The organism is Streptomyces sp. NPDC043853 (genome assembly GCF_056436025.1).
Window position 1 is genome coordinate 283,218 of record NZ_JBWKDJ010000006.1, and the last position, 25,084, is coordinate 308,301.

Genomic DNA, 25,084 nt, shown 5'->3' on the forward strand with positions numbered 1-25,084 from the left:
CCTACCCGGTCCGGGCGGTGGCCGGACACCCGGCGTGCGTACGGCACGCCTACGCCACGCCTAAAGCCACGTTTCACGCCGTCTGCGCCGCGTTCCCGGCCCGCCTGCGCCGCGTACCGTTCACGGCGCGCGAACGGTTCGCGCCCGCGGACCGCGCGGAGCCGTACCGGCCCGTGAAGAGTGGCGTGCGCGCATCCGGGGGAGGCAGGCTGGATGCATGAGAGCGCCGCTGCGCGCGCCCCGGGAACCAGGGGCCGGCGGGCACCACCAGGTCCTCTACCGCCTCGCGGAGGCCCTGCCCTTCGCGATCGCCCTGCTGGTGCTCGTGATCGAGCTCACGCCCCTGCACGTCGTGTACACCGGACCGATGCTGGTCGCGACCCCCGCCCTCGCGGCGGTGACGATGGGCCCCAGGGGCACGCTCGCCGCGGTGGGGCTGGCGCTCGTGGTCAGCGTGATCACCGCCACCCACAACCAGGCCTGGGGCGGGCAGCAGGTCTACACGAACCTGTTCGCCCTGGCCCTGGTCTCTTCCGCGAGCTTCATCACCAGCCGGGCGGCGCAGTTGCGCCGGGAGAGCGAGCTCAGCCAGATCCGGCGGATCGCCGCGGCCGCCCAGGAGGTGCTGTTGCGGCCCGTGCCGGCCCGGCTGGGACCCGTGCGGGCGGCCAGTATGTACCTGGCGGCCGAGACGGGCGCGCAGATCGGCGGCGACCTCTACGACGCGGTCCAGACCCGCTACGGGGTCCGGATGATCGTCGGGGACGTCCGCGGCAAGGGGCTGCCCGCCGTCCGGGCGGCCGCGGTCGTGCTCGGGGCGTTCCGCGAGGCCGTGCACTACGAGGACGATCTCGTGGAGGTCATCAACCACTGCGGCGAGGCCCTGCGGCGGGACGCGGCCCTCGCGGGTGCGAGCCGGCCCGACGGCGAGGACTCCCTCCTGGAGGCGTTCGTCACGGTGCTCGTGGTCCAGGTGCCGGAAGGCCACGAGGTGGAGGTGATCAACCGCGGGCATCCGGCACCCCTGCTGCTGCGCGAGGACTCGGTATGGCCCCTGACGCCGACCGTCCCCCTGCCGCCCCTCGGCCTGGAGGAGTTCATCAGCGGGCCGCCCGGGCGGCTGGACAGCTACTCCTTCGAGCCGGGGGACCGGCTGCTGCTGCACACCGACGGGGTGATCGAGGCCCGGGACGGCGGGAACACCTTCTTCGACCTGGCCGGGGCCATGCAGCGGATGCGCAGCCACACCCGGAAGGCGTTCCTGGAGGGACTGCGCCAGGCCCTGATCCGCCACACCCAGGGCAGCCTGTCGGACGACGTGGCGATCATCCTGGTGGACCGGCTCGACGCGTAGCCGGACGACGCGGAGGCCCGACTCGCAGGCACGGCCAAGACGCACGGATCACGGCCCGCAGGCGCACGAAAGCGACCTACGAAGTGGGCTCCCTGCGCCGGCATTGCCCGGATCAGGTGGTGGGGGTCGCCTTCGGGTCATGCGACCGTCGGGCCTCTCAGCCCTACCGCCACAGTCGGCCACGGCGGCGAACCTGCTTCCGCCACAGTCGGCTACTCCGGTCGGGCTCCCTCGCTCGCTTCGTAGGTCTTACATACATCATTACCGGTCGACGGCAACCGGAAACCTTTTCATCCGGTTTTATCCAGATTTTTTTGGGGATCTTTCGCGGGTCGTCCGGCGTGTCAGCCGGCCTGCGGCTGCGGCGCGGCCGACCGGGACTGGGCCAGGAGGCCGTCCACGAAGGCGCGCAGGGCCGGGGCGTAGGTGTCCTGTGCGGCCAGTTCGATCCACCGGTCGCTGACAGCGGCCAGGTGCGGCAGCCGTGACGTGTCGCCGAGGTGCGCGAAGTCCGCGGCGGTGGGCAGTTCGGCGGCCGCCCGCGCACGGGCGGAGTGCGCGCGGACGAGGATCTCGCCGACCGTGTAGTACCAGATGCTGCGGAACACGTAGACGGACTGTGCGGGCGTACAGCCGTGCTCGACGGCTCCGGACAGGATCGCTTCGACCAGCCACAGGGACGGGTCGCCGAGGCGGGCGATGAACCCGTCGGTGGTGAGGACCTCCGCCGCCCACGGCCAGGCCGTGAGGGAGTCGTGGATCACCGTGGCGGCCGCGACGATGCGCTCCCGCGGCTCCTCGGGCAGCTCGGGCCGCGGGATCTGCTCGGCGTATTCGCGCATCAGCAGGAGGAGCAGGTCCTCCTTGTCGCGGACGTGGTGGTACAGCGTCGTCGCCCCGATGCCGATCTCGGCCGCCAGCCGCCGGATCGTCAGTTTGTCCCAGCCGTCACGGTCGATGAGCCGCCGGGCCGCCGCCAGGATCTGCGCCCGGGATGTGACGGGGGGTCGGCCGACGCGGCCGTGGGGGGTGTTCGCAGGCATCGTCCCATCATGCCCCAGCCGAACGGGACGGTCGGCCCCCGCCCGAACCGCCGGAACCGCTCGTGCCGCCCGAACCCGCTCGGACTCCCGGCCGGCGGTCGGCCGCTCGACACCGTGACGTCCCGGTGTTAATTTCAGAACTCGTTCCGAAATTGCCGTTCGAGGCCTCCGTTCGGGGACTCCCGTTCGAGAACTCCGTTCTGGGACTGCGTTCGGACAGGCCACGGAGCACGAGAGTGCAGACGACCGGAGAGGACTGGCTCGTTGTGAAGAAGAACACGGACTTAACCGGGGGATCGGCCGTCACCGGCAGGGACGCCCGCCCAGGGCTCACCCTCGCCGCGGTGGCCGTCGTCCAGTTCATGGTGTCCCTCGACCTTTCGGTGGTGAACGTCGCACTGCCGGAGATCAGGACCAGCCTCGGTTTCGGCGAAGTCGGCCTGACCTGGGTGATCCACGCCTACGCCCTCACCTTCGGCGGACTGCTGCTGCTCGGCGGCAAGATCGCCGACCTCTTCGGCCGCAAACGCCTGGTGATGCTCGGGCTCCCGCTGTTCGGCCTCGCCTCCCTGGCCGGCGGCTTCGCCACCGAACCCGGCCACCTGGTGGCCGCCCGCGCCGTGCAGGGGATCGGCGCGGCGGCCCTGGCGCCGGCCGCGCTGGCCCTGCTGACCGCGGCGTTCCCCGCCGGGCGGGAACGCGTCAAGGCGTTCGGCGTGTGGAGCGCGATGAACGCCGCCGGAGGTGCCTTCGGGGTCCTCGTCGGAGGCCTGCTCACCGAGTACGCCGGCTGGGAATGGGTCATGTTCGTCAACGTCCCGATGGCCGTCGTCGCCCTGGCCCTGGCCTGGCGCGTCGCCCCCGACGGCCCCTCCGTACGCCGCGGACGCCCGGACGTGGCGGGCGCCGTCCTCGCCACCGCCGGCACGGGCCTGCTCGTGTTCGGTGTGATCCGCACCGACCGGCACCCGTGGACCTCCGTGCAGACCCTGACCACCCTGACCGTCGCCGTCCTGCTGCTGGCTGCGTTCGTCCGCGTGGAGAGGACCACCTCCCGCGATCCGCTGATCCGGCTCGGGCTGTTCGCCAACCGCTCGGTCGCCGGCGCCAACGCCTTCGTCCTGTTCCTCGGCGGCGGCATGGCCTCCGCCTTCTACTTCGTCTCCCTCTACCTGCAGCGCGTGCTGGGGACGGGCCCGGCCAAGTCCGGTGTGGAGTTCCTGCCGTTCGCGATCGGGGTGGTCGTCGGCTCGGTCCTCGCCGTCAAGTTCGGCCTCAAGGTCGCCCCCCGGACCATCCTGGTCGCCGGCGGCCTGCTGACCGCGGCCGGGTTCGCCTGGTTCGGACTGATCAGCGCCGACGGCTCGTTCACCGCAGACGTCCTGGGCCCGTCGGTCCTCGCGAGCACCGGGATCGGTCTCTGCCTCGCACCGGCCGTCTCCCTCGCGACCGCCGGTGTCGAGCCGCACGAGTCGGGTGCTGCATCGGGCCTGCTCAACAGCACGCGCCAGATCGGCGCCGCACTCGGACTGGCCGCCCTCGGCACGGCCGCGAACGAGCGCACCGGCGACCGTGCCACGCTCGCCGCCCTGAACGACGGGTACGCGCTCGCCATGACCATCGGTGCCGTGATCGTGCTCGGCGCCGTCCTCGTCGCCCTCGTCGTCCTGCCCCGTTCCGTACCGGCGGCCACGGAGGAAGGGGAAGCCCGCGACGACAGAACACCGGAACCCTCGATCAACTGAGTGACGCACAGGGTCAGGGCCCCCGAAGGCTGCGACCATGTACGGCAGTTGACGGCAGTCGACGGCAGGGACTGGGCAGTCCCACCCCCGCTCCCCGGGCTGAGGAGACACGCGTCATGGCCGAGGACCTGAAGCCGGCGTACGACGAGGACACGGAGCCGGCCCCCGGGACGCGCTCCCGCCCCCGGCACGTCTACGTGCTCCTGGCACTGCTCCCGGCCGTCCTCGTGCCGGTCGTGCTGCAGTACGGCAGCAGGATCACCGGCACCGGCACCGGCACGGGCACGGGTTCGGCCATGGGCACGGGAGCGGGGGCGGGCGGTGGAGCCGAGGGGGCGTCCGCCGCCTCCGGAAGCTTCGCCGCGCTGCTGCTCGCCCTGCCGGTGCTCCTCCTCGTCTGCCGGCTGATGGCGGGCCTCTTCCGGCGGATGGGCCAGCCCGCCGTCATCGGCGAGATCTTCGCCGGGGTCGTCCTCGGCCCCTCGCTGCTGGGGCTGTTCTGGCCCGGCGGGTACCACCGGCTGTTCCCCGCCGAACTGTCGGGGACCGTCAACGTCCTCGCCCAACTCGGCCTGGTCTGCTTCATGTTCGTCGTGGGCTACGAGCTCGACCTCGGCGCGGTCCGCGGCCGCGGGCAGGCCGTCCTGGCCATCAGCCACGTCGGCGTGGCCGTGCCCGCGCTCGCCGGCTCGCTCCTGGCCCTCGGCATGTACGACACGTACGCCCCGGACGGCCCGGGCTTCACCGCCTTCGGGCTGTTCATCGCGGTCGCCATGAGCATCACGGCCTTCCCGGTCCTGGCCCGCATCATCGCCGAACGCCGCCCCGGCGAGCTGCGCGTCGGATCCGTCGCGCTCTCCTGCGCCGCCGTGGGCGACGTCACCGCCTGGTGCCTCCTCGCCGTGGTCGTCGCCACGGCCGCGGGCTCCTCACTGACCGGCGTGGGCTGGATCCTGCTCCTCACCGTCCTGTTCGGCGCGCTGCTGCACTTCGTCGTCCGCCCCCTGCTGCGGCACCTGCTCAGCGGCCCCGCCGAGGCCCGGGAGTCCTCCGTGCTGCCGGTCCTCTTCTCGGGCATCCTGCTGTGCGCCCTGGCCACCGAGGAGATCGGCATCCACGCCATCTTCGGGCCCTTCCTGCTCGGCGTGGTCACGCCCCGGGGCTCGGCCCCCCTGGAACGGGCTCTGGACCGGCTGCGGACGGTCACCGAGACCCTGCTGCTGCCGCTGTTCTTCGTCTTCTCCGGGATGCGGACCTCGCTGGGGCTGCTCGGCGACCGGCAGGCCTGGCTCTGGTGCCTGGCCGTCGTGGCGGTCGCGACGGCCGCGAAATGGGGCAGCACCACCCTCGCCGCCCGGGGCTGCGGCATGGGGCGGGAGGACGCCATGGCCATGGGTGCCCTGATGAACTGCCGCGGACTGACCGAGTTGGTCGTCCTCAACGTCGGCCTGGACCTCGGGGTCATCACCCCAACGGTGTTCACGATGTTCGTCCTCATGGCCCTGGTCTCGACCGCCCTCACCGCCCCCGCCCTGACACTGGTCAAGCGGCGCTACGCCGGGAGGTGAGCCGCCCGGCCCCGCCCGGCCTCGCCCGGCCCCGCCGGGGCGCGCCCCCGCATGGGGCGTGGTCAGGCGGCCGGCTTGCCGGGCTGGTCGTGGGTCGAGCAGTGGATGCCGCCGCCGCCCGAGGCGATCGTGTCGATCGTGACCGGGACGACGTCCCGCTCGGGGAAGTGCTCCTGCAGGATGCCGCGGGCGCGGTCGTCTGCCTTGCGGTCGCCGAACCGGGGCATGAACACGGCGTCGTTGGCGATGTAGAAGTTGGCGTAGGTGGAGACGAACTCCTCGCCCTCACCCGTGATCCGGTTCAGGTCGGGCTGCGGCAGGTCGATGACCTCGAAACGCCGGCCGCGGGCGTCGGTCGCCTTCGACAGGACGGACTTCGCCTGGTCGGCGGAGCGGGACCAGGAGTCCGGCGGGGTGCTCGGGTGCGCCCGGTCCAGCAGGACCACGCCCGGTTCGGTGAACCGTACGAGGCTGTCCACGTGGGCGTCGGTGATGTCCTCGCCGCGGACACCGGCCAGCCAGATCACCTTCTCCACGCCCAGGGTCCGCTTGAGCTCGGCCTCGATCGTGTCCCGCGACTTCCCCCGGTTTCGGTTGTCGTTGACGATCGAGCTCTCGGTGATGAGCAGGGTGCCCTCGCCGTCGGGCTCGAAGGAACCGCCCTCCGCGACCAGCGGCGCCTGCACCCGGGGGATCCCGTACTTCTTGAGCAGCGTCCGCCCGACCAGGGCGTCGTTCCCGTGCTGCTGTTTGTTGCCCCAGCCGTTGAAGTTGAAGTCGACGCCGATGACCTTGCCGGCCTCCTCGACGAACACCGGGACGGTGTCCCGGGCCCAGAGGTCGTCCGCGGCCATCGGGATCACCTCCACCTGGTTGCCGCAGGCCCGCTGGGCGGCGGCCACCTGCTCGGGGCGGGCCATCATGACGACCGCCTCGTACTCGCCGATGGCCCGGGCGATGCGTGCGATGTCCTCGCGGACGTCGGGGAGGTCCTCCTCCCACACTCCCGCGGCCAGGGCCGGCCAGGACATGAACGTACGGGTGTGGCTCTCCCACTCGGCACCGAGGCGCCGCTTCGGGCCGGCCGAAGGTGACTGGGCGGAGCCGGCCGGAGTGCCGGACCGCAGCGCCGTCTCGGCGGGGCCACAGGCCGCGGCGCCGAAAGCGAGGGCACCGAGCCCGGCGAGGGCGCGGAGGGTGGTCCGGCGGGTGGGAGGCAGGTGCGACACGGGAGGACTCCGATCGTGGACCGGCGGGACGGGGCCGTCCGGCCGGGGCGGGCGCAGGGGCGCGACGAGGCGGCGTGACGAGGCGGCGTGACGAGGGGCGCGGGCCCCGGGCTCCTGTGACAAGGGTGCGCGTCGACCCCGCGATCGGCCGTCCAGCGGGAAAGCGGAACGGCCGCGTGTCGCCCACTGTGACACTGACTGGATTTTCAGTCAAACCCGCCGGCCGGGGTGTCAGGGGTCCGGCGTCAGCCGGCCGACCTCCACCCGAACGGCCTCCCGCAGCAGGTTCCGGGCGTGCTCCAGGGGGAGCAGCCCGCTGAGCCAGCGCGCGCTCAGCCCCTCCAGCAGGGCGGTCAACCGCTCGGCGGCGGCCGTCACCGAGCCGCCGGGTGCGGCCGGGTGGATCGCGCCCAGCAGTTCCGCCACCTCGGCCACCCAGGCGGCCCCGGCCGCGGCGAGTTCCTCCCGCAGCTCAGGGTCGAAGACCGAGTGGGCCCGCAGCTCCCCCCAGGCCGTGCTGTTCTCGCGGACCTCGTGCAGGTCCTGGAATTCGAGCAGCAGCATCCGCTCCAGCAGTTCCCGGGGGTCGGCCGGGCCGGAGACCGGGGGAGTGTCCTGGAGCGTCCGGGTGTAGCGGTCCGCCCGGTCCCCGATGAAGGCGAGGGCGTGCCGCAGGATGCCCGGCCGGTCCCGGAAGTGGTAGTAGACCAGGGCGGTGGACACGCCCGCCTCCGCCGCCAGCTCCGTCACCCGCAGCCCCCGGACGCCCCGCCGTGCGATGACCCGGGCGGCGCTTTCGAGGATGTCCCGCCTGCGGTCCGTCACTGTGTGATCCCTCCTGCCGATCCCTCCCGGTGAGGTCGCATCTCGCATTGTCACACATTGACTGAAAATCCAGTTAGGGCGACGATGCGATCAGGTCATTGCCGCGACGTCGAAAGAGCCACCCATGTCCGCCCACCACATGTCCCGCCGGCTGTCCGGTCCGCAGCCGGCCCCCGCGGCACTGTCCGCCGACGACCCGCACGAGATCGGCGGCTACCGCCTCCACGCCCGGCTCGGCTCCGGCGGCATGGGCGTGGTCTACCTGGCCTACACGCCCGGTGGCCGCCCGATCGCCCTGAAGGCCGTCCGCGGGGAGTTCGCGGCCGACCCCGTGTTCCGGGAGCGGTTCGCCCGGGAGGTGGCCGGCGCCCGCCGGATCCACGGCCTCTTCACGGCCCAGGTGGTCGACTTCGGGGTGGACGAACGCACGCCCTGGCTGGCCACCGCCTACGTGCCGGGCCCTTCGCTGCACGAGGTGGTGCGGCGGCACGGCCCGCTGCCGGCCCGCACGGTCCTGCTGCTGGTCGCGGGCATCGCCGAGGCGCTCCAGGCCATCCACGGCGCGGGCATCGTCCACCGCGACCTCAAACCGGCCAACGTGCTGCTCGCGGGCGACGGCCCGCGGGTGATCGACTTCGGCATCGCCCACGCGGCCGGCTCCTCCTCCCTGACCGGAACCGGACTGCGGATCGGTACCGCCGCCTTCATGGCCCCCGAGCAGGCACTGGGGCACCCGGTGACACCGGCCACCGACGTCTTCGCCCTCGGGGCGCTCGCCGCGTACGTGGCGGGCGGCGAGCCGCCGTTCGGCGGCGGGCCGGAGTCCACCGCCCTGTACCGGGTGGTCCACGAGCAGCCCGATCTCACGCGGCTCCCCGGCGACCTGGAGGCACTGGTCCGCTGGTGCCTGGCCAAGCAGCCGGCGGACCGCCCCACCACCGCCGAACTGATCGCGTACGTCCACGCCCACCCGGGCGTCGGACCGCGGCCGGAATTCACCGAAGGCTGGCTGCCCGGACCGGTCGGGGAGGAGGTCGGGGCGGAGCGCGACAGCGGGTGGCCCGCCCCGGCCGCGTCATCCCACGCGCCGACGGCCCTCGCCGCGCCGACGGCCCTCGCCGCGCCGACGGCCCTCGCCGCACCGGCGTCCTCGTCCGCCGTCCCCGGCCCCGTGTCCGCGCCCGTCGTCCCCCTGCCCGCCGTTCCCGGCGCCGGCCCCTCCCCGGGCGGGCCGCCGCCCGCCGCCGGGCCGGGCCCGGCGGCGCGGGACGGCCGCCGCCCGCAGCGGCGCGCCCGCCGGCGCCTGCCGGCTGTGGCCGTGGCGGTCGCCGCGACCCTGTCGGTCTGCGCCGCCGCCGTGTACTGGTTCGACGTCCCGGATGCGGGCGCGGACGGCGGGGAGGCCGCCTTCCGGCCCGGCTACACCCGGACGACGCTCACCGCCCCCGACTCCGGCTACGAGTTCGACCTGGAGGAGGGGAAGGTGGTGCCCGCCGACACCGCCGACTGGTACCTCGCCCGGGAAGGGGACGCGTTCGTGCCCTCCGAGGCCTCGGACGTGCACCTGGCCGACGCCGCGGAGGGCACGCCGACGGCCGCCGCGTGCGAGCGGGGCATCGGGACGAGGCCGACGACCGTCCTGCCCTTCTCCGCGCCGGCCGACCGGCGCCCGTTCTGCGTCCGAAGCCCCGACGGGAACCGGATCGCCGTCGTCCGGCTGGAGCGGGCGGCGGCCGACGGGTCCGTCACGGTCCTGGTCGACCAGTACATCCGCGGGTGAGTGCCGGAGGCGGGGACGGCCGGCGGCCCGGGCGGCGGCATTGCCGCGGCCTTTGCCCATCCGCACGCCCGACAGCTTGACTGAATTTTCAGTAAACGCAAAGATGCCGGTCATCCCCGCCCCTTCCGCATCAGGGAGCACCATGGATACGCCTCGCACCACCCGCCGCACCCTCCTCCGGTTCGGCGCCGCAGCCCTGCCGCTGACCGCCCTCGGGCCGGTCCTCCCGCCCTCCACCGCGCGGGCGGCCACCGGCCCGTACGCCGCCAAGTCCGCACTGACCGTCCCGGCGGAGACCGACCCGCACCTCCGTACGTACATGGCATGGCCCGCGCTCTCCTCGGTGTGGGGGAGCTCGCTCGACCGGGTGCGGAGCGACATCGCCGAGGTCGCGCACGCGATATCGCGGTTCGAGCCGGTGGTGGTACTGGCCCGCCCGGGCCAGGCCGCCGACGCCCGGTACCTCTGCGGGCGCGGTGCCCGGTACGCCGTCGACGTGATCGAGATCCCCGTGGACGACCTGTGGATCCGGGACTTCGGCCCCACCTTCGTGGTCGGTCCGGGCGCCGTCGCCGGTGTGGACACCAATTTCAACGGCTGGGGCAAGACGGGCACGAAGTACGCCCAGCCCTTCGCCATCGACGGCATCGCCGGCGGGGGCGGCGGCATCCACTGCGCCACGCAGTCGCATCCGGCAGCGCCCCCGGCGCTCTGATGCCGACCGCGGCTCCCCGGCGGCCGGGGAGCGTCCCGGCCGCCGGGCCGGCCCCCGCCCGGACTCCCGGTAACGGGCCGCTTACCGCTGCCCGCGAGCGCCCCGGTAAGGTTCGGACCATGGCGTCTCGCAGCACTCAGATCCTCGAAGCGGCCGCCCGGGTCATCGCCCGGCGCGGGGTGCGCGGGCTGCGCGTGGAGGAACTGGCGGCGGAGGCCGGGGTGTCCACCGCCCTGATCTACTACCACTTCAAGGACCGCACCGGGGTCCTTCGCCACACCCTCGAATTCATCAACGACCGCGCCGAGCGCTACACCACCGACCGCGATCCTTCCGACCCCCCGCTCAGCCCCCGTGAGGAGCTGGAGGAGACCCTCCTGCTGGAGCTGCAGGACACCGTGGAAGTGCGGGAGAACAGCTCGGCCTGGGGCGAACTGCGGGCGAGCGCCGTCTTCGACGAGGTGCTGCGCGAGGACCTGGCCCGGGCCACCCTGGTGTGGGTCCAGGAGGTCGCCGCCCTGCTGGGCCAGGTCCAGCCGATGGCGCCGGCTTCTTCCCTGGCCGCCGCCGCCGAACGGCTCACCGCCCTGTTGGAGGGGCTCAGCATGCGCTGGCTCAGCGGTGGCATCCGGATCGACCACGCCCGTGAGCTGATGCGCGGCGCGATCGACGCCGAGCTGGCCGGCCTCCGCCAGGGCTGATTCCCGCCCGCCCGCCCGGTCGGGTGGGCACTCCTTTCCCCTGCCCGTTTCCCGGGCTTCTCCTGTCCGTGCCGGGGCGGGGACCTTTCGCCGTCCTATCCATTGACTGAATTTTCAGTCAGTGCCAGAGTGGGGCTGAGAGCGGGTGCTCGGCCGCCGGAGAGCCCGTTCGGGCGTGCGCCGCACCCGGCTTCCTGAAGACAGAACGAAGGAACCACCTTGAAGATCCCCGACTCCAGGTGGGCGTCATGCCCCTGACCCCCACCGAACGCGACCGGCTCCTGCTGTTCAGCGCCGCCGAGCTGGCCCGGGCCCGGTACGCGCGCGGCCTGCGCCTCAACGTTCCGGAGGCGACCGCGCTGATCGCGGACACGGTCTGCGAGGCGGCCCGCGACGGCCTCCGCCTTGCCGAGGCCCTCGAACGAGGCCGGTCCGTCCTCGGCCCGGACGACCTGCTGCCGGGCGTGGCCGACATCGTCACCGAGGTCATGGTGGAGGCGGTGTTCGAGGACGGGACCCGGCTGGCGGCGATCAGCGATCCCTTCGGGACCCACTCCCGGGACGCCGAAGCGCCGGGAGCCGTCCTGCCCGGCTCGGACACCGTCGACGCGCCGGTCCCCGCGGTGCTCCTCACCGTCCGCAACACCGCGACCGTCCCGGTGAGCGTGACCTCGCACTTCCACTTCTTCGAGGCGAACCCGCGGCTGGACTTCGACCGGGCCGCCGCCTACGGCATGCGCCTGGCCGTCGCGGCCGGCTCGTCCACCCGGTTCGACGCCGGGGCCACCGTCGAGGTCGGTCTCCTCCCCATCGGGGGCGATCGCATCGCCATCGGCTTCGCCGGACTGGTCGACGGCCCCCTGGACGCGCCCGGCGCGAAGGAGGAAGCCCTGCGCAGGGCGGCCGCCTGCGGATACCTCGGCGCGGCAGTCCCGGAAGGGGTCCCCGCATGAGCAGGCCCACCAGGCACAGTGACCACTGCGCCCCCGGCAGCCGGCACATCGACCCGCACGAGTACGCCGCAGTGCACGGCCCGCGGGCCGGCGACCGGGTCCGGCTGGGCGACTCGGGGCTCGTCGTGCGGGTGGAGTCCGACGCCCAGAAGCCGGGGGAGGAGTTCCTGGCCGGCTTCGGCAAGACCGCCCGCGACGGACTGCACCTGAAGGCCGCGGCGGTCCGGGACACCTGCGACGTGGTGATCAGCAACGTGCTGGTGATCGACGCGGTGCTGGGCATCCGCAAGGTGTCCATCGGCATCCGTGAGGGCCGGATCCACGCCATCGGCCGGGCCGGGAACCCCGACACCCTCGACGGTGTCGACGTGGTCGTCGGCACCGGTACGACCATGATCTCGGGCGAGGGCCTGATCGCGACGGCCGGAGCCGTGGACACCCACGTGCACCTGCTCTCCCCGCGGATCATGGAAGCCTCGCTCGCGAGCGGCGTGACCACGGTCATCGGGCAGGAGATCGGGCCGAGCTGGGGCGTGGGCGTGAACTCGCCCTGGGCCCTCAGGCACGGGTTCTCCGCCTTCGACGCCTGGCCGGTCAACATCGGCTTCCTGGCCCGGGGTTCCTCCTCGGACCGGGCGCCCCTGGTGGAGGCGCTGGCCGAGGGCGGCGCCTGCGGCTTCAAGGTGCACGAGGACATGGGTGCCCACACCCGCGCCCTGGACACCGCGCTGCGGGTGGCCGAGGAGCACGACGTCCAGGTCGCCCTGCACAGCGACGGGTTGAACGAGTGCCTGTCGGTGGAGGACACGCTGCGCGTGCTGGAGGGCCGGACGATCCACGCCTTCCACATCGAGGGCTGCGGCGGCGGGCACGTCCCGAACGTGTTGAAGATGGCGGGCGTGCCGAACGTGATCGGCTCCTCCACCAACCCCACCCTGCCCTTCGGCCGGGACGCGGTCGCCGAGCACTACGGCATGATCGTCTCCGTCCACGCCCTGAAGACCGACCTGCCCGGCGACGCCGCCATGGCCCGCGACCGCATCCGTGCCGGGACGATGGGAGCCGAGGACGTCCTGCACGATCTGGGCGCCATCGCGATCACCTCATCCGATGCCCAGGGCATGGGCCGGGCGGGGGAGACGGTCCGTCGTACCTTCGCTATGGCGGGGAAGATGAAGGCCGAGCTCGGGCCCCTTCGTCCCGGTGACGGTCAGGCCGGTGACGGGGAGGGCGACGACAACGCCCGTGTGCTGCGGTACGTGGCCAAGTTGACCATCAACCCGGCCGTCGCCCACGGCCTGGCCCACGAGATCGGCTCCATCGAGGTCGGCAAGCTCGCCGACATCGTCCTGTGGCGCCCCCAGTTCTTCGGCGCCAAGCCCCAGCTGGTCCTCAAGTCCGGCTTCCCCGCCTACGGCGTCACCGGCGACCCCAACGCCGCCACCGACACCTGCGAACCCCTCGTCCTCGGCCCGCTCTTCGGCGCCCACGGGGCGGCCCCCGCGGACCTCTCCGTGGCGTTCGTCAGCCGCGCCGCCGCCGAGTCGGGCTCCGCCGGTGCCCCGTACGACGCCCTGACCACCCGGCGCCGCCGGGTCGCCGTCCGCAGCACCCGCGGGATCGGGCCGGCGGACATGGTCGGCAACGCCCGCCTGGGGGAGGTCCACGTGGACCCCCGGACCGGCCTGGTCAGGCTCGACGGGGAGCCCCTGCGCTCCGAACCCGCGCAGCAGGTCTCCCTCAACCGCCTCTACTTCCTCTGACCCTCTCCTCGCCGAGCTCTCCCGGCTTCCGTTCGCCCTCGCTCTTGACTGAATTTTCAGTCGAATGCGAGACTCCGCCCACCCGAGAAATGAGACACCTGATGGCCGAATACCGTATGCCCGCCGAATGGACCGAGCACGAGGGCTGCCTGATGGCCTGGCCCACCCGCCCGGACCTCTGGGGCAGCGTGCTGGCCGACGTCAAGCACGAGTACGCCGATGTCGCCCGTGCCATCGCCGCCTTCGAACCCGTCACGATGGTCGCCCCGCCCGGCCACGGCGAGGACGCCCGCGCCCACTGCGGCGACTCCGTCACCGTCATCGAGCTGCCGCTGGACGACTCCTGGTTCCGCGACTCCGCCCCCCTCTTCGTCCTCGACGGGGAGGGCCGGCGGGCCGGCGTGGACTTCCGCTTCAACGCCTGGGGCGGCAAGCACCACCCCTACGACGCCGACGACCGGGTCAGCGCCCTGCTGCTGGAACACCTCGGGACCGACCGCATCCCCTCCGGGATGATCCTCGAAGGCGGCGCGATCACCGTCGACGGCGAGGGCACGCTGATCACCACCGAGCAGTGCCTGCTGCACCCCAACCGCAACCCGGGCATGAGCCGTGACGAGATCGAGGCCGAGCTCAAGTCCAGGCTCGGGGTCACCAAGGTGATCTGGCTGCCGTACGGCGGCCTGCTCGACACCGAGACCGACGGCCATGTGGACGGCGTCTGCGCCTTCGCCGCACCCGGCACGGTCGTCGTCTCCCTCCCCTCCGACCCGGCCCACCCCGACCACGCCCGGATGCGCGCCAACCGGGCCGTACTGGAGGCCGTCACCGACGCCCGCGGCCGCCGCCTGGAGATCATCGAGGTGCCGCAGACGGCCTTCACCGACCTCGCCGACGGCATGGTCGAGGTGTCGTACCTCAACTACTACGTCGCCAACGGCGGCGTCGTCGTCCCGGTGGCCGGCGTGCCCCAGGACGAGCAGGCCCTGGCCGTCATCGCCTCCGCCCACCCCGGCCGCAAGGTCGTCGGCGTCCGGGCGCTCGCCATCGCCTTCGGCGGCGGCGGAGTCCACTGCATCACCCAGCAGATCCCCGTCGCGCGCACCACCGACACCGATGCCACCCCGGGCACCGCCCCCGTCCCCGCCGCCACTGGCTGACCCGGCCCGGCAGCTCACGGCGGACCGCCCCGGCGGTCCGCCCGCTCCTCCCCACCGCATCCGCCACGGAAAAGAGAGCGCGACGATGACCACCTCCCCACCGCGTACGAGCAGACGCCCCAGCCCCAGCCCCAGCCCCAGCCCCGACGCCGGTCCCGCCCGCGGCCGCCGCCCCGGCCGCATCCGCACCACCACCACCGCCGCCGTCACCGCGGTCCTGACCTCCTTCGCCCTGCTCGCGGCCTGCGCCGGACCACCGAAGGACGGCCCCGGCGGCGTCAGCGACGTCAAGCTGGCCGCCTCCACCCCGGAGGCCAAGGGCGAGATCGACTCCTTCAGCTGGGCGGTCTACGCCGAACCGCCCACCCTCGACTACACGGTGGCCTTCGACTACCCGCAGAACACCGTCCTGTCCAACGTGTGCGAGAGCCTGATGCGCTGGACCCCGGGCCTCACCACCGAGCCCGGCCTCGCCCGCCAGGCCACCAACCCCGACCCCACCACCTGGGTCTACGACCTCCGCCCCGGGGTGCGCTTCCACGACGGCGGGGAAATGACCGCCGACGACGTGGTCTTCAGCCTCGGCCGGCAGATGGACCCCGAGAACGCCGCCGCCTGGGCCCAGGTGTTCCAGAACGTCGCCTCCGTCGCCAAGACCGGCCCGCTCCAGGTCACCGTCAAACTCAAGAAGCCCGACTCCCAGTTCCCGCAGTACATGGCCACCGCCGCCGGGGTCGTCGCCTCCAAGGCCGGGATCGAGGCCGCGGGCAAGGACTACGGAACCGCCGGCGGCCTCTCCTGCACCGGCCCCTTCGCGCTCGGCACCTGGACCAAGGGCCAGTCCATCGAGCTCAACCGGTTCGACGGCTACTGGGGCACCAGGGCCAAGGCCAAGAAGGCCGTCTTCCGCGTCCTGACCGACCCCTCCGCCCGCACCAACGCCCTGCTCAGCGGGGAGGTCGACGGCGGATACCTGATCCCCACCGAGAGCTACGCCCGGCTGCGCGACAGCGGCACCGGAACCCTCTGGTTCGGCGAGGGCCTCAGCACCGTCAACGTCAACGTCACCAACATCAAGGGCCCGCTCGGCGACGTCCGCGTCCGCCGTGCCCTGTCCCTGGCCCTGGACCGCACCGGCTTCGTCAAGGCCGGACTCGGCGGCGCCGGAACCGTCACCCACTCCCTCACCACCCGCGCCGCCTGGGCCGCCGCACCCGAGCAGACCCTCAAGACCGCCTTCGACGGCCTGCCGCCCACCGGCCAGGACATCGAGAAGGCCAAGGCCCTGGTGAAGGAAGCCGGCGCCTCCGGCAAGACCCTGACCGTGGCCACCAGCTCGATCGGCCAGGACGTCTCCCTCCTCGCCACCGCCGTCCAGGCCGCCGGGACGCAGATCGGCCTGGACATCCGCCTGAAGACCATCGCGCCCAATGCCTTCACCGCGCTGTTCACCGATCCCCAGGCACGCGAGGGCATCGACATGTTCCCGCTCACGTACTACGACTCGATCACCGACCCGCTCGACCTGCTGACGAACTTCAGGACCGGCGCGTACATGAACTTCGCCGGTTACAGCGACCCCGCATACGACCGGCTCGTCGACCGGGCCACCGCCGCCTACCAGCCCGGGCCGCGGATGGAGATCACCGCCGAACTCCAGCGCCACGCCGCGGAACGGCTGCTGTGGATCCCCGTCGCCGAGTGGCCCACCTCGCTGTTCATGAACAAGCGGATCACCGGCGCCCCCACCACGATCTCGTACATGTACCACCCGTGGGCCGCCGCCGTGGGGGCCGCGCAGTGAGCTTCGTCCGATTCGCCGCACGACGCCTGGCGGAGATGGCCGCCACCCTCCTCGTCGCCTCGTTCGTCGTCTACGGAGCCATGGACCTGGCACCCGGCAACCCCGCGAGCTTCCTGCTCTCCGGCCGGTCCGCCTCACCCGAGGCGCTCGCCGCGATCAACGCGCAGTACCACCTCGACGACCCGTTCCTCGTCCGGTACGCCCACTGGCTCGGCGACGTGCTCCAGGGCGACTTCGGGCGGTCCCTCACCTACCGCACCGACGTGTCCCGGCTGCTGGCCGACCGACTCCCCACCACCCTGCTGCTCGTCACCATGGCGCTCGCCGTGGTGGTGGCCGTCGGCCTGTTCCTCGGCCGCCTCGCGGCGGTCCGCGGCGGGGCCGCCGACTCCGCCGTGCTCTTCACCACGACCCTCGCCGTCGGGACCCCGTCCTTCGTGGCGGCCGTCCTGCTCCAGGGCCTGTTCGCCGTGGAACTGGGCTGGTTCCCCAGCAGCGGCGCCGGCGAGGGCTTCCCGGACCGGCTGTGGCACCTCGCGCTCCCCGCCACCGCCCTCGCCCTCTACCTGATCGGCATGCTCGCCCGGGTCACCCGGTCCGCGATGCTCGAAGCGCTCGACAGCGAGCACGTCACCGTCGCCCGCAGCCGCGGAGTCCCCGAGCGACAGGTCATCCGCCGCCACGTCTTCCGCAACTCCCTGGGCACCGTGCTGACCACCGGCGGTCTGATCGTCTCCACCCTGCTGGTGTGCACCATCCTGGTGGAGACCGCGTTCAGCGTCGGCGGCATCGGCCAGCTCCTCGAACTGTCCACCACCACCAAGGACTTCCCGACGGTCCAGGCCATCTCGCTGATCATCGTCGCCCTCTTCATGGCCGTGAACCTGGTGGTGGACCTGCTGCTGCCCCTCGTCGACCCCCGGGTCACCCTCGGCACGAGAGGGGCCGCCGTATGACCGCCGTCCTCACCCGGCGTCCCGGCCTCGCCCGGATCCGCACCGCACGTTCCCCGCTCCACCTCCTCTGTCTGGCGGCCGTGGCCCTGGTCGTCCTGGCCGCGCTGCTCGCGCCCTGGCTCCTCCCCCACGACCCCAACGCCGTGGACCTGGGCAACGCCCTCGCCGGACCCTCCGCCGAACACCCCCTCGGCGTGGACGCCGCGGGCCGGGACACCTTCTCCCGGCTGCTGCTCGGCGCCCGGACCTCCCTGCTCGGCCCGCTCGGCGTGGTCGTCTTCTCCACCCTCGCCGGAGTGGCCGTCGGCACCGCCGCGGCCTGGCGGGGCGGCTGGCTCGACTCGGTCCTCTCCCGTGGCACCGAGCTGGTCTTCGCCTTCCCCGGCATGCTCCTCGCGATCCTGATCATCTCGGTGTACGGGGAGGGACTGCTCGCCCCGGTGGTCGCCCTCGCCGTCGCCTACCTGCCCTACGTCAGCCGCCTCACCCGCTCGCTGGTCCTCACCGAGCGGTCCCGCCCCTACGTCAGCGCCTACCGGGTCCAGGGCCACTCCGCCCTGCAGATCTGCCTGCGCCACGTCCTGCCCAACATCGCGCCCGTCGTCCTCGCCCAATCCACCATCAACTTCGGCTACGCCCTGATGGACCTCGCCGGACTGTCGTTCCTCGGGCTCGGCGTCCCCGCGCTCACCCCCGACTGGGGCCGCATGGTCTTCGACGGGCAGACCGCGATCCAGCACGGGTACCCCCTGTCCGCGGTCCTGCCCTGCGCCTCCATCGTGCTGACCGTGGTCGCCTTCAACGTGGCCGGCGAACGCTGGGCCGACCGGGTCGCCAGGAGGGACCGATGAGCACAGCCGCACTCGACATCCGGGGGCTGACGGTCACCCTGCCCCCCGGAACCGCCCGCCCCGTGCGCCCCGTCATCGACGGGGTCGACCTCACCGTCGCCGCCGGTGAGACCGTCGCCCTCGTCGGCGAGTCAGGTTCCGGCAAGAGCATCACCTCCCGCAGCGCGCTCGGCCTGCTGCCGCCCGGCGCGGCCGCCGAGGGCACGGTCCGGGTAGGCGGCGGAGACGTCCTGGCGATGGACGCCGCCGCCCTGCGCGCCGTACGGGCCGGCACCGCGGCCATGGTCTTCCAGGACCCGCGCGCCGCCGTCAACCCGCTCCGCCGCATCGGCGACTTCCTCACCGAGAGCGTCACCCTGACCGGGGCCATGAGGCCGGCCGACGCCCGCTCCCGGGCCCTGGACCTGCTCGGGGCCGTAGGCCTGGACGCCTCCGTCCTGGGCAAGTACCCCGGCCAGGTCTCCGGCGGAATGCTGCAACGGGTGGTGATCGCCGCCGCCCTCATGGGGGACCCCGCGCTGCTGCTGGCCGACGAGCCCACCACGGCCCTGGACGTCACCAGCCAGGCCGAGGTTATCGCCCTGCTGGCCGGACTCCGCCGGCGCTTCGGCACCGGCCTGCTGTTCGTCACCCACGACCTCGACCTCGCCGCCGCCATCGCCGACCGGGTCTACGTCATGTACGCCGGACGGATCGCCGAAACCGGCCCCGCCGAGGCCCTGTTCGCGCGCCCCCGGCACCCGTACACGGCTGCGCTCCTGGCCGCCACCCCGCGGATGGACGGTCCCCGCGGCAGGCTCGCCGCCATCGACGGGCAGCCGCCGGAGCTGCGGGAACCCCTCCCCGGCTGCGCCTTCGCCGTCCGCTGCCCCCTCGCCACGGAGGTCTGCGACCGCACCGCGCCGCTGCCGTCGGAGGTCCCGGAACGGCCCGGCCACGCGGCCGCCTGCCACCACAGCGACCGGCTCGAAGGGAGCCCCGCCGATGCCCGACAGCACTGACCGGACCGGGCGGGCCACGCCCCATGTCCTGGAGGTCCGGGGACTGCGCCGCGCCTACGGGGACGTCCGCGCGGTGGACCAGGTGTCCTTCGCCCTCCCCGAAGGCGGATCGCTGGGCATCGTCGGCGGGTCCGGCTCCGGCAAGACGACCACCGCCCGCATCGTCGTCGGCCTGGAACGGGCCGACGCGGGCGAGGTACTGGTCCGCGGCCGGCCCCGGGACGGGCGCAGCCGCGGGCGGGCCGCGCGGCTGGCCCGCGCCCGGGAGGTCCAGATGGTCTTCCAGGACCCCTACCTCTCCCTCGACCCGCGCACCGGGGTCGGGGCGGCCCTGCGCGAGACCCTCGGCCTGCACTTCCCGGGGCGCGACCACGCGCGGCGGGTACGGGAACTGCTCGACCAGGTGGGCCTGGGGACCCGGGCGGCCGAAGCCCTGCCCCGGCACCTCTCGGGCGGCCAGCGCCAGCGGGTCGCCATCGCACGGGCGCTGGCCGTCGAACCGGCCGTCCTCGTCCTGGACGAGGCGGTCGCCGCCCTCGACGTCTCCGTCCAGGCCCAGATCCTCAACCTGCTGGCCGACATCAGGGAGCAGACCGGGATCGGCTACCTGTTCATCACCCACGACCTCGGGGTCGTCCGGTGCGTCACCGACGAGATCGTGGTGATGCGCCACGGCGCCGTGGTCGAACAGGGCGCCACGGAGGAAGTGCTGGCGGCACCCCGGCACCCGTACACCCGGCTGCTGCTGGAATCCGTACCCCGCCCCGGATGGGACCCCGAGGCGATCGCCGCGGCCCGCCGGGCCCTGTGAGCCGGGCACCCCACGGCCCGGCCGGGCGGGACCGCCCCGCCCGTTCTCCCCTTCCAGCCAACTCCCCTTATGCGTGAGCGGAGTTGTACCAGATCGAAGGAGACCCCTCATGAACGACCACGACCACGCAGTGAACCCGCCGCGCGCGGGCATGGACAGACGCGGATTCCTGGCGGCGGCCGGGCTCACCGCCGTGGCCGCCGCCCTCGCCACGGCCGAAGGCCGGGCCGGGGCCGCGACCCGACCCGCCCCGGCCGCCGGTGCCTTCCGTGTCCCGATCGAGGACGTCCGCCACACCCGCACCTGGATGGCCTGGCCGGACAGCACCTCCATCTGGGGCGGCAAGCTCTCCGGCGTCCAGGCGGACATCGCCCTGATCGCCCGCACCATCGCCAGGTACGAGCCGGTCTACCTGTGCGCCAACTCCGGCAGCGCCGCCCGCGCCCGCTCCCTGTGCGGTCCGGCCGTCACCGTCCTCACCTCCATCCCCGTAGACGACTGCTGGATGCGGGACTCCGGTCCGGTCTTCCGCACCGACGGGGCGGGCGGCCTGGACGCGGTCGGCCTGAACTTCAACGGCTGGGGCAACCGCCAGACCCACACCAGGGACGCCCTGGTCGCCGGCCGCGTCGCCGCCTACGCGGGTGTCCCGTTCACCTCCGCCGCCCTCGTGGGCGAGGGCGGCGCCGTCGAACAGGACGGCGCGGGCACCCTCATGGCCACCCGCAGCAGCCTGGTCAACGGCAACCGCAACCCCGGCATGTCACAGGCGCAGATCGAGGCGGCCCTGCGCACCGCCTACGGCGCCTCCAAGGTCATCTGGTTCGACGGCGTCCGGGGCCATGACATCACCGACGACCACGTGGACGCCACCTCCCGGTTCCTCGCCCCCGGCCGGGCCCTCGTCCAGATGCCGTTGGCCACGGACAACGACGTCTACGCCAAGGACGCCCGGCAGCAGTACCAGATCCTGTCCTCCGCGACCGCCGCGAACGGCACCCGCATGACGGTCGACCAGCTCCAGGGCCCCGACTACTACCGGATCCGTTCCTCCAACCCGGACTTCCTCGCCTCCTACGCCAACTACTACGTCTGCAACGGCGCCGTGATCTCCGCCCACTTCGGCGACACCCGCGCGGACACCGCCGCCAAGGCCACCCTCACCCGTCTCTTCCCCGGCCGCGTCGTCGAACAGCTGAACATCGACCGCCTCGGCACCGGCGGCGGCGGAATCCACTGCGTCACCCAGCAGCAGCCGGTCCCGTAACGGGGCACGGCGCACCGGTGTCTGCGCACCGGTGCCTTCACCCGGCACCACCGCAGCGGCCGCCCGGCACGATCCGTGCCGGGCGGCCGTGCCCAGGGCGGAATGCGCCACGATGACCGGGAATCCACGGCGCGTGCCGGGGCGGGACGGCCCGTTCCCCCGGGTCGTACGTCGGGTGTGCGCCAAAGCGTCCCGAGGGGTGCGCGGGGCCGGACGTTCCGGCGGCGCACGGCCCGCACGCCCCGTATGCTGGCGCGTACGTTCCGTGATCTTCCTTCACACCTTCATCACGGGACCTTCACACGGGGACCACTTCCGGCCGATCCGCCGTCGCGCCCTTCCCGGCGGGGCAGACGGCGCGCTCGTGTTCTGCCTAGCCTCCCGGGCCATGAGATCACCTCTGACGGGCCGTCTCGGCCTCGCCGCCGCCCTCGCCTTCGTCCTCGCCCTCTTCGGCTTCGCCCCCGCCGCGAGCGCCGACCCCGCGCCGGCCGCGCTCTCATTTAGCACCAGCAGCGCCACCACCACCCCCGGTGGCACGGTGAACCTGTCGATGACGATCACCAACAACAAGACCTACGACATCTGGTTCGTCTACCAGACCATCGACCCGACGTGGCTCACCACCCAGCGCCCCGACCTGAAGTACAGCTTCACCGGGTGCAGTCTGGCCACCGCCTCCGGCAGCACCCCCTGTTCCGGCACCGGACCGGCCAACCTCGGGGGGAACTACGGCGCCACCATCCCGCCCGGCCAGAGTCGCACCGTCACGCTGACCCTCCAGGTGGCCGCCGACTCCGGCTGCAACGGAAACATCGGCTTCTACAGCTACTACTACGCAGAGTTCAGCGACTCCACCAGCACCACCGGTGGCCCGGTGTTCACTCCCGAAACGCGCGTCGCCTGCGCCTGACGTACCGTCAAGCCGCCACGCCGAGATGGCCGGAAATGGGCGAAGGCCCGGCGCCCCGCGTGGTCTCTACAACGGAATCCCGCCCCGGTGGACCGCTGCGGTCCACCGGGGCGCGTCGTGGGGCCCGGACCAGCGCGCACTGCCCCCCGCGCGCTCCCGGGTCCCCGCGGGCGAACCGGCCCCGGTTGTACGCAGCCGCCAACTATGCCTGGTGGCAGGCGAGTTGTGCGCCTCCTGTGCGCCTGCTCTTTTCCGCCGGTTTTCGCAACATCACCACAAAGGCTACACAGAGACACCACCATGTGACGCGACGGATGCGTCGACGACTGGCTTCTGAGGGGGTGCCGGCGTCGCGCAAGGGGGGACGTCCGCTCCGCGCGAGCTGTGCTCACCCCTGTCTGGGAGGGGACTACACCGCATGAAGCGGACCATACGCACCGCCATGCTCACGGCGGGCGCACTCATCGCCGCGCTGGGCCTGCCCGCCGGAACGGCGCAGGCCGACACCCCGGCACCCCGCACCGACCTGAGGGTGCTGGTCGTGAGCGACGGAGGGCCGGCCACCGCGGCCATCGCGGCCGAACTGGCCTCGACCGGCACCCCGTACACCGAGATCGACCTGACCGGATCGGGCCGCCCCACCATCGACGCGGCCTTCCTCGCCGACACCGTGGACGGCCGGCCGCGCGCCAAGTACCAGGCCGTCGTCCTGCCCAACGACAACCCCTTCCCGGCCGGCTCCGCCGAGATGGCGGCGCTCGCCGCCTACGAGCGGACCTACGGCATCCCGCAGGTCGACGCGTACACCTACTCCCGGCCCCAGGTCGGTCTCCAGTACTTCGCCGTCGGCGGCTACGCGGGCAGCCTCGACGGGGTGTCCGCCTCGGTCACCCAGGCAGGCCGCGGCGGCCCGTTCGGCTACCTCGACGGCTCCGTGCCCTTCGAGAACAATTCGCCGACGGTCAACGAGAGTTACGCCTATCTCGCGCAGCCGGCGCCGGGCGCCGACTTCACCACCTACGTCGACGCGCCCATCCCCGGTACGCCGCGACGGGGCTCGCTGGTGGGCGAGTACCGGCACGACGGCCGTCGCGAACTCGTCGTCACCTTCGTCTACAGCCAGTACCAGCAGCAGTTCCGGCTGCTGGCCCGCGGCATCGTCGAGTGGATGACCGGAGGGGTGCACCTGGGCGCCTCCCGCAACCACTTCTCCGTGCACGTCGACGACGTGTTCGCCGCCGACGCCCGCTGGAACACCGAACTCGACTGCACGCCGGGCGCCATGGACTGCGAGGACGGCGCGGGCAGCACCAGTGTGATCCGCATGACGGCCGCCGACGCCGAACACGCCGCGGACTGGCAGGCCCGCCGGGGCTTCACCCTCGACCTGGCCTACAACGCTGAGGGCACGCTCGACCACCGGGAGGGCGGCGACGGCGTCGACCACCTCGCCGCCAAGCTGGTCGCCGACCGAGACCGCTTCCGCTGGATCAACCACACCTACACGCACGCCTACCTCGGCTGCGAGCAGGAGACCAGCGTCGTGCCGTGGAAATGCGCCACGAACCCGGACGGCTCCACCAAGTGGGTCAGCCGGCAGGACATCAGCGACGAGATCGCCCTCAACCGCGTCTGGGGCCAGACCAACGGACTGCCCCTGCACAACGACGAACTGATCACCGGCGAGCACTCGGGAATGAAGATCCTGCCGCAGCAGCCCGAGGACAACCCGAACCTGGCGCCCGCCCTGGCCGACAACGGCGTCACCTGGCTGGGCTCGGACAACTCCCGCGACCCCGAGCAGCGCCGCATCGGCCAGGCCGCAACGGTCGCCCGCTACCCCATGAACATCTACTACAACGTGGGCCGCGCCGCCGAACTGGTCGACGAATACAACTGGATCTACACCAGCCGGTCCCAGGGCGGCAGCGGTATCTGTGAGGACCACCCCGACACCACCACCTGCCTGACCACGCCCCTGAACACGGCCACCGGGTACGCCGAGAAGATCGTGCCGCAGGAGATCGGCATGGCCCTCCGCCACGTCCTCGCGGGCGACCCGAAGCCGCACTACATCCACCAGGCCAACCTCGCCGAGGAACGCATCGCCTACCCGGTGCTCGACGGGGTCCTGGACACGTACGCCGGCCTCTTCGCGGACAACACCCCGCTGGAGAACCCGCGGATGAGCGATGTCGGAGCCGAACTCCGGCGCCGCGCCGCCTGGAAGAACGCCGTCCGGTCCGGTCAGGTCACCGCGTACCGGATCGGCGCCACCGTCACGGTCGAGGCTCCGGACGGCCTCGCGGTCCCCGCCACCCTGCAGCCCGGCAGCCGCCAGGGTGCCGCGGCCTTCGGCAGCCCTTACGCCGGCCGGGTCTCCGGCTGGGCGGACTCGACGGGGACACCGCTCGCCTTCACCCTTCCCGCGGATGCCCCGGCAGCGGCCGATGGCGTGGACGACGCGGCCATGCTCACCGGGCCGGCCCCGGCCACCGCTCCCGCCCCGCGCACCCACGTCCCCGCCGCCGTGCGCGAACGCAGCTCCGACGCTCCTCTGGGCTGACCGGCGTACGCGAGTCCCGGCCGCCCCTGCGGCCGGGACGGCCGACCGGCCCGACCACCCCACATCCCGGCTGTGGAGC

General features: G+C 72.9%; 20 protein-coding genes. 17 read left to right on the top strand and 3 right to left on the bottom strand.

The annotated features are described in order from the left end of the window. Positions 1-217 precede the first annotated feature (217 nt). On the top strand, positions 218-1,354 hold the full coding sequence (locus AC067U_RS18800; RefSeq protein ID WP_478830839.1) for a PP2C family protein-serine/threonine phosphatase: 1,137 nt from the start codon (positions 218-220) through the stop codon (positions 1,352-1,354). 344 nt (positions 1,355-1,698) lie between these two features. Here AC067U_RS18800 and AC067U_RS18805 read toward each other — a convergent pair whose 3' ends face one another. Then, positions 1,699-2,397 (bottom strand): TetR/AcrR family transcriptional regulator, encoded by a 699-nt coding sequence (locus tag AC067U_RS18805; RefSeq protein ID WP_478830840.1) that lies wholly within the window; start codon positions 2,395-2,397, stop codon positions 1,699-1,701. A 236-nt stretch (positions 2,398-2,633) separates the two neighbouring features. Here AC067U_RS18805 and AC067U_RS18810 point away from each other — a divergent pair, with 236 nt between their 5' ends. Together AC067U_RS18810 and AC067U_RS18815 are read left to right on the top strand one after the other, a co-directional pair. Continuing rightward, a complete protein-coding gene (locus AC067U_RS18810; protein WP_478830841.1) occupies positions 2,634-4,142 on the top strand; it encodes an MFS transporter in 1,509 nt (502 codons plus the stop codon). A 116-nt stretch (positions 4,143-4,258) separates the two neighbouring features. Continuing rightward, complete coding sequence (locus AC067U_RS18815) at positions 4,259-5,710, top strand: cation:proton antiporter (protein ID WP_478830842.1); 1,452 nt, start codon at positions 4,259-4,261, stop codon at positions 5,708-5,710. Between the two features lie 62 nt (positions 5,711-5,772). Here AC067U_RS18815 and AC067U_RS18820 read toward each other — a convergent pair whose 3' ends face one another. After that, the gene (locus AC067U_RS18820) at positions 5,773-6,939 is read right to left on the bottom strand and encodes an agmatine deiminase family protein (protein ID WP_478830843.1); all 1,167 of its coding nucleotides are present in this window, start codon (positions 6,937-6,939) and stop codon (positions 5,773-5,775) included. A gap of 231 nt (positions 6,940-7,170) precedes the next feature. After that, positions 7,171-7,764 carry a TetR/AcrR family transcriptional regulator gene (locus AC067U_RS18825; protein ID WP_478830844.1) on the bottom strand — a complete coding sequence of 198 codons (594 nt, stop codon included), beginning with the start codon at positions 7,762-7,764 and terminating at the stop codon, positions 7,171-7,173. A gap of 124 nt (positions 7,765-7,888) precedes the next feature. On the opposite strand from AC067U_RS18825, the gene AC067U_RS18830 reads away from it, so the two are divergent. The 14 genes from AC067U_RS18830 (at position 7,889) to AC067U_RS18895 (ending at position 25,005) form a co-directional block, all read left to right on the top strand. Then, positions 7,889-9,544 (top strand): serine/threonine-protein kinase, encoded by a 1,656-nt coding sequence (locus AC067U_RS18830; RefSeq protein ID WP_478830845.1) that lies wholly within the window; start codon positions 7,889-7,891, stop codon positions 9,542-9,544. Positions 9,545-9,686: 142 nt separating this feature from the next. Next, positions 9,687-10,259, top strand: coding sequence for an agmatine deiminase family protein (locus AC067U_RS18835; protein WP_478830846.1), 573 nt, complete (start codon positions 9,687-9,689; stop codon positions 10,257-10,259). Between the two features lie 119 nt (positions 10,260-10,378). Then, a complete protein-coding gene (locus AC067U_RS18840; protein ID WP_478830847.1) occupies positions 10,379-10,960 on the top strand; it encodes a TetR/AcrR family transcriptional regulator in 582 nt (193 codons plus the stop codon). Between the two features lie 248 nt (positions 10,961-11,208). Then, positions 11,209-11,913, top strand: a complete 705-nt coding sequence (gene ureA, locus AC067U_RS18845; RefSeq protein WP_478830848.1) for an urease subunit gamma — start codon at positions 11,209-11,211, stop codon at positions 11,911-11,913. Continuing rightward, positions 11,910-13,676 carry an urease subunit alpha gene (locus AC067U_RS18850; protein ID WP_478830849.1) on the top strand — a complete coding sequence of 589 codons (1,767 nt, stop codon included), beginning with the start codon at positions 11,910-11,912 and terminating at the stop codon, positions 13,674-13,676. The genes ureA and AC067U_RS18850 overlap by 4 nt, the downstream gene beginning before the upstream one ends. Before the next feature lie 101 nt (positions 13,677-13,777). Then, positions 13,778-14,836, top strand: a complete 1,059-nt coding sequence (locus tag AC067U_RS18855; protein WP_478830850.1) for an agmatine deiminase family protein — start codon at positions 13,778-13,780, stop codon at positions 14,834-14,836. Between the two features lie 85 nt (positions 14,837-14,921). After that, positions 14,922-16,640 (top strand): ABC transporter substrate-binding protein, encoded by a 1,719-nt coding sequence (locus AC067U_RS18860; protein WP_478830851.1) that lies wholly within the window; start codon positions 14,922-14,924, stop codon positions 16,638-16,640. Further along, positions 16,637-17,596, top strand: coding sequence for an ABC transporter permease (locus AC067U_RS18865; RefSeq protein WP_478830852.1), 960 nt, complete (start codon positions 16,637-16,639; stop codon positions 17,594-17,596). Before AC067U_RS18860 ends, AC067U_RS18865 begins: the two co-directional genes overlap by 4 nt. Then, complete coding sequence (locus AC067U_RS18870) at positions 17,593-18,447, top strand: ABC transporter permease (RefSeq protein ID WP_478830853.1); 855 nt, start codon at positions 17,593-17,595, stop codon at positions 18,445-18,447. Before AC067U_RS18865 ends, AC067U_RS18870 begins: the two co-directional genes overlap by 4 nt. Further along, positions 18,444-19,448 carry an ABC transporter ATP-binding protein gene (locus AC067U_RS18875; protein ID WP_478830854.1) on the top strand — a complete coding sequence of 335 codons (1,005 nt, stop codon included), beginning with the start codon at positions 18,444-18,446 and terminating at the stop codon, positions 19,446-19,448. The genes AC067U_RS18870 and AC067U_RS18875 overlap by 4 nt, the downstream gene beginning before the upstream one ends. Next, on the top strand, positions 19,432-20,259 hold the full coding sequence (locus tag AC067U_RS18880; RefSeq protein WP_478830855.1) for an ABC transporter ATP-binding protein: 828 nt from the start codon (positions 19,432-19,434) through the stop codon (positions 20,257-20,259). Before AC067U_RS18875 ends, AC067U_RS18880 begins: the two co-directional genes overlap by 17 nt. A 109-nt stretch (positions 20,260-20,368) precedes the next feature. Further along, entirely contained in the window at positions 20,369-21,526 is a 1,158-nt protein-coding gene (locus AC067U_RS18885) for an agmatine deiminase family protein (RefSeq protein WP_478830856.1), read from the top strand. A gap of 388 nt (positions 21,527-21,914) precedes the next feature. Beyond that, entirely contained in the window at positions 21,915-22,439 is a 525-nt protein-coding gene (locus AC067U_RS18890) for a hypothetical protein (RefSeq protein WP_478830857.1), read from the top strand. A gap of 418 nt (positions 22,440-22,857) precedes the next feature. Beyond that, a complete protein-coding gene (locus AC067U_RS18895) occupies positions 22,858-25,005 on the top strand; it encodes a hypothetical protein (protein WP_478830858.1) in 2,148 nt (715 codons plus the stop codon). Positions 25,006-25,084: the final 79 nt, after the last annotated feature.

Bases quoted from the DNA above. Each gene is read 5' to 3' on its own strand.
- AC067U_RS18855 (WP_478830850.1), top strand. From the start codon at position 13,778: ATGGCCGAATACCGTATGCCCGCCGAATGGACCGAGCACGAGGGCTGC.
- AC067U_RS18805 (WP_478830840.1), bottom strand. From the start codon at position 2,397: ATGCCTGCGAACACCCCCCACGGCCGCGTCGGCCGACCCCCCGTCACA.
- AC067U_RS18860 (WP_478830851.1), top strand. From the start codon at position 14,922: ATGACCACCTCCCCACCGCGTACGAGCAGACGCCCCAGCCCCAGCCCC.
- AC067U_RS18815 (WP_478830842.1), top strand. From the start codon at position 4,259: ATGGCCGAGGACCTGAAGCCGGCGTACGACGAGGACACGGAGCCGGCC.
- AC067U_RS18835 (WP_478830846.1), top strand. From the start codon at position 9,687: ATGGATACGCCTCGCACCACCCGCCGCACCCTCCTCCGGTTCGGCGCC.
- AC067U_RS18800 (WP_478830839.1), top strand. From the start codon at position 218: ATGAGAGCGCCGCTGCGCGCGCCCCGGGAACCAGGGGCCGGCGGGCAC.
- AC067U_RS18870 (WP_478830853.1), top strand. From the start codon at position 17,593: ATGACCGCCGTCCTCACCCGGCGTCCCGGCCTCGCCCGGATCCGCACC.
- AC067U_RS18890 (WP_478830857.1), top strand. From the start codon at position 21,915: ATGAGATCACCTCTGACGGGCCGTCTCGGCCTCGCCGCCGCCCTCGCC.
- AC067U_RS18850 (WP_478830849.1), top strand. From the start codon at position 11,910: ATGAGCAGGCCCACCAGGCACAGTGACCACTGCGCCCCCGGCAGCCGG.
- AC067U_RS18895 (WP_478830858.1), top strand. From the start codon at position 22,858: ATGAAGCGGACCATACGCACCGCCATGCTCACGGCGGGCGCACTCATC.
- AC067U_RS18830 (WP_478830845.1), top strand. From the start codon at position 7,889: ATGTCCGCCCACCACATGTCCCGCCGGCTGTCCGGTCCGCAGCCGGCC.
- AC067U_RS18885 (WP_478830856.1), top strand. From the start codon at position 20,369: ATGAACGACCACGACCACGCAGTGAACCCGCCGCGCGCGGGCATGGAC.
- ureA (WP_478830848.1), top strand. From the start codon at position 11,209: ATGCCCCTGACCCCCACCGAACGCGACCGGCTCCTGCTGTTCAGCGCC.
- AC067U_RS18840 (WP_478830847.1), top strand. From the start codon at position 10,379: ATGGCGTCTCGCAGCACTCAGATCCTCGAAGCGGCCGCCCGGGTCATC.
- AC067U_RS18880 (WP_478830855.1), top strand. From the start codon at position 19,432: ATGCCCGACAGCACTGACCGGACCGGGCGGGCCACGCCCCATGTCCTG.
- AC067U_RS18875 (WP_478830854.1), top strand. From the start codon at position 18,444: ATGAGCACAGCCGCACTCGACATCCGGGGGCTGACGGTCACCCTGCCC.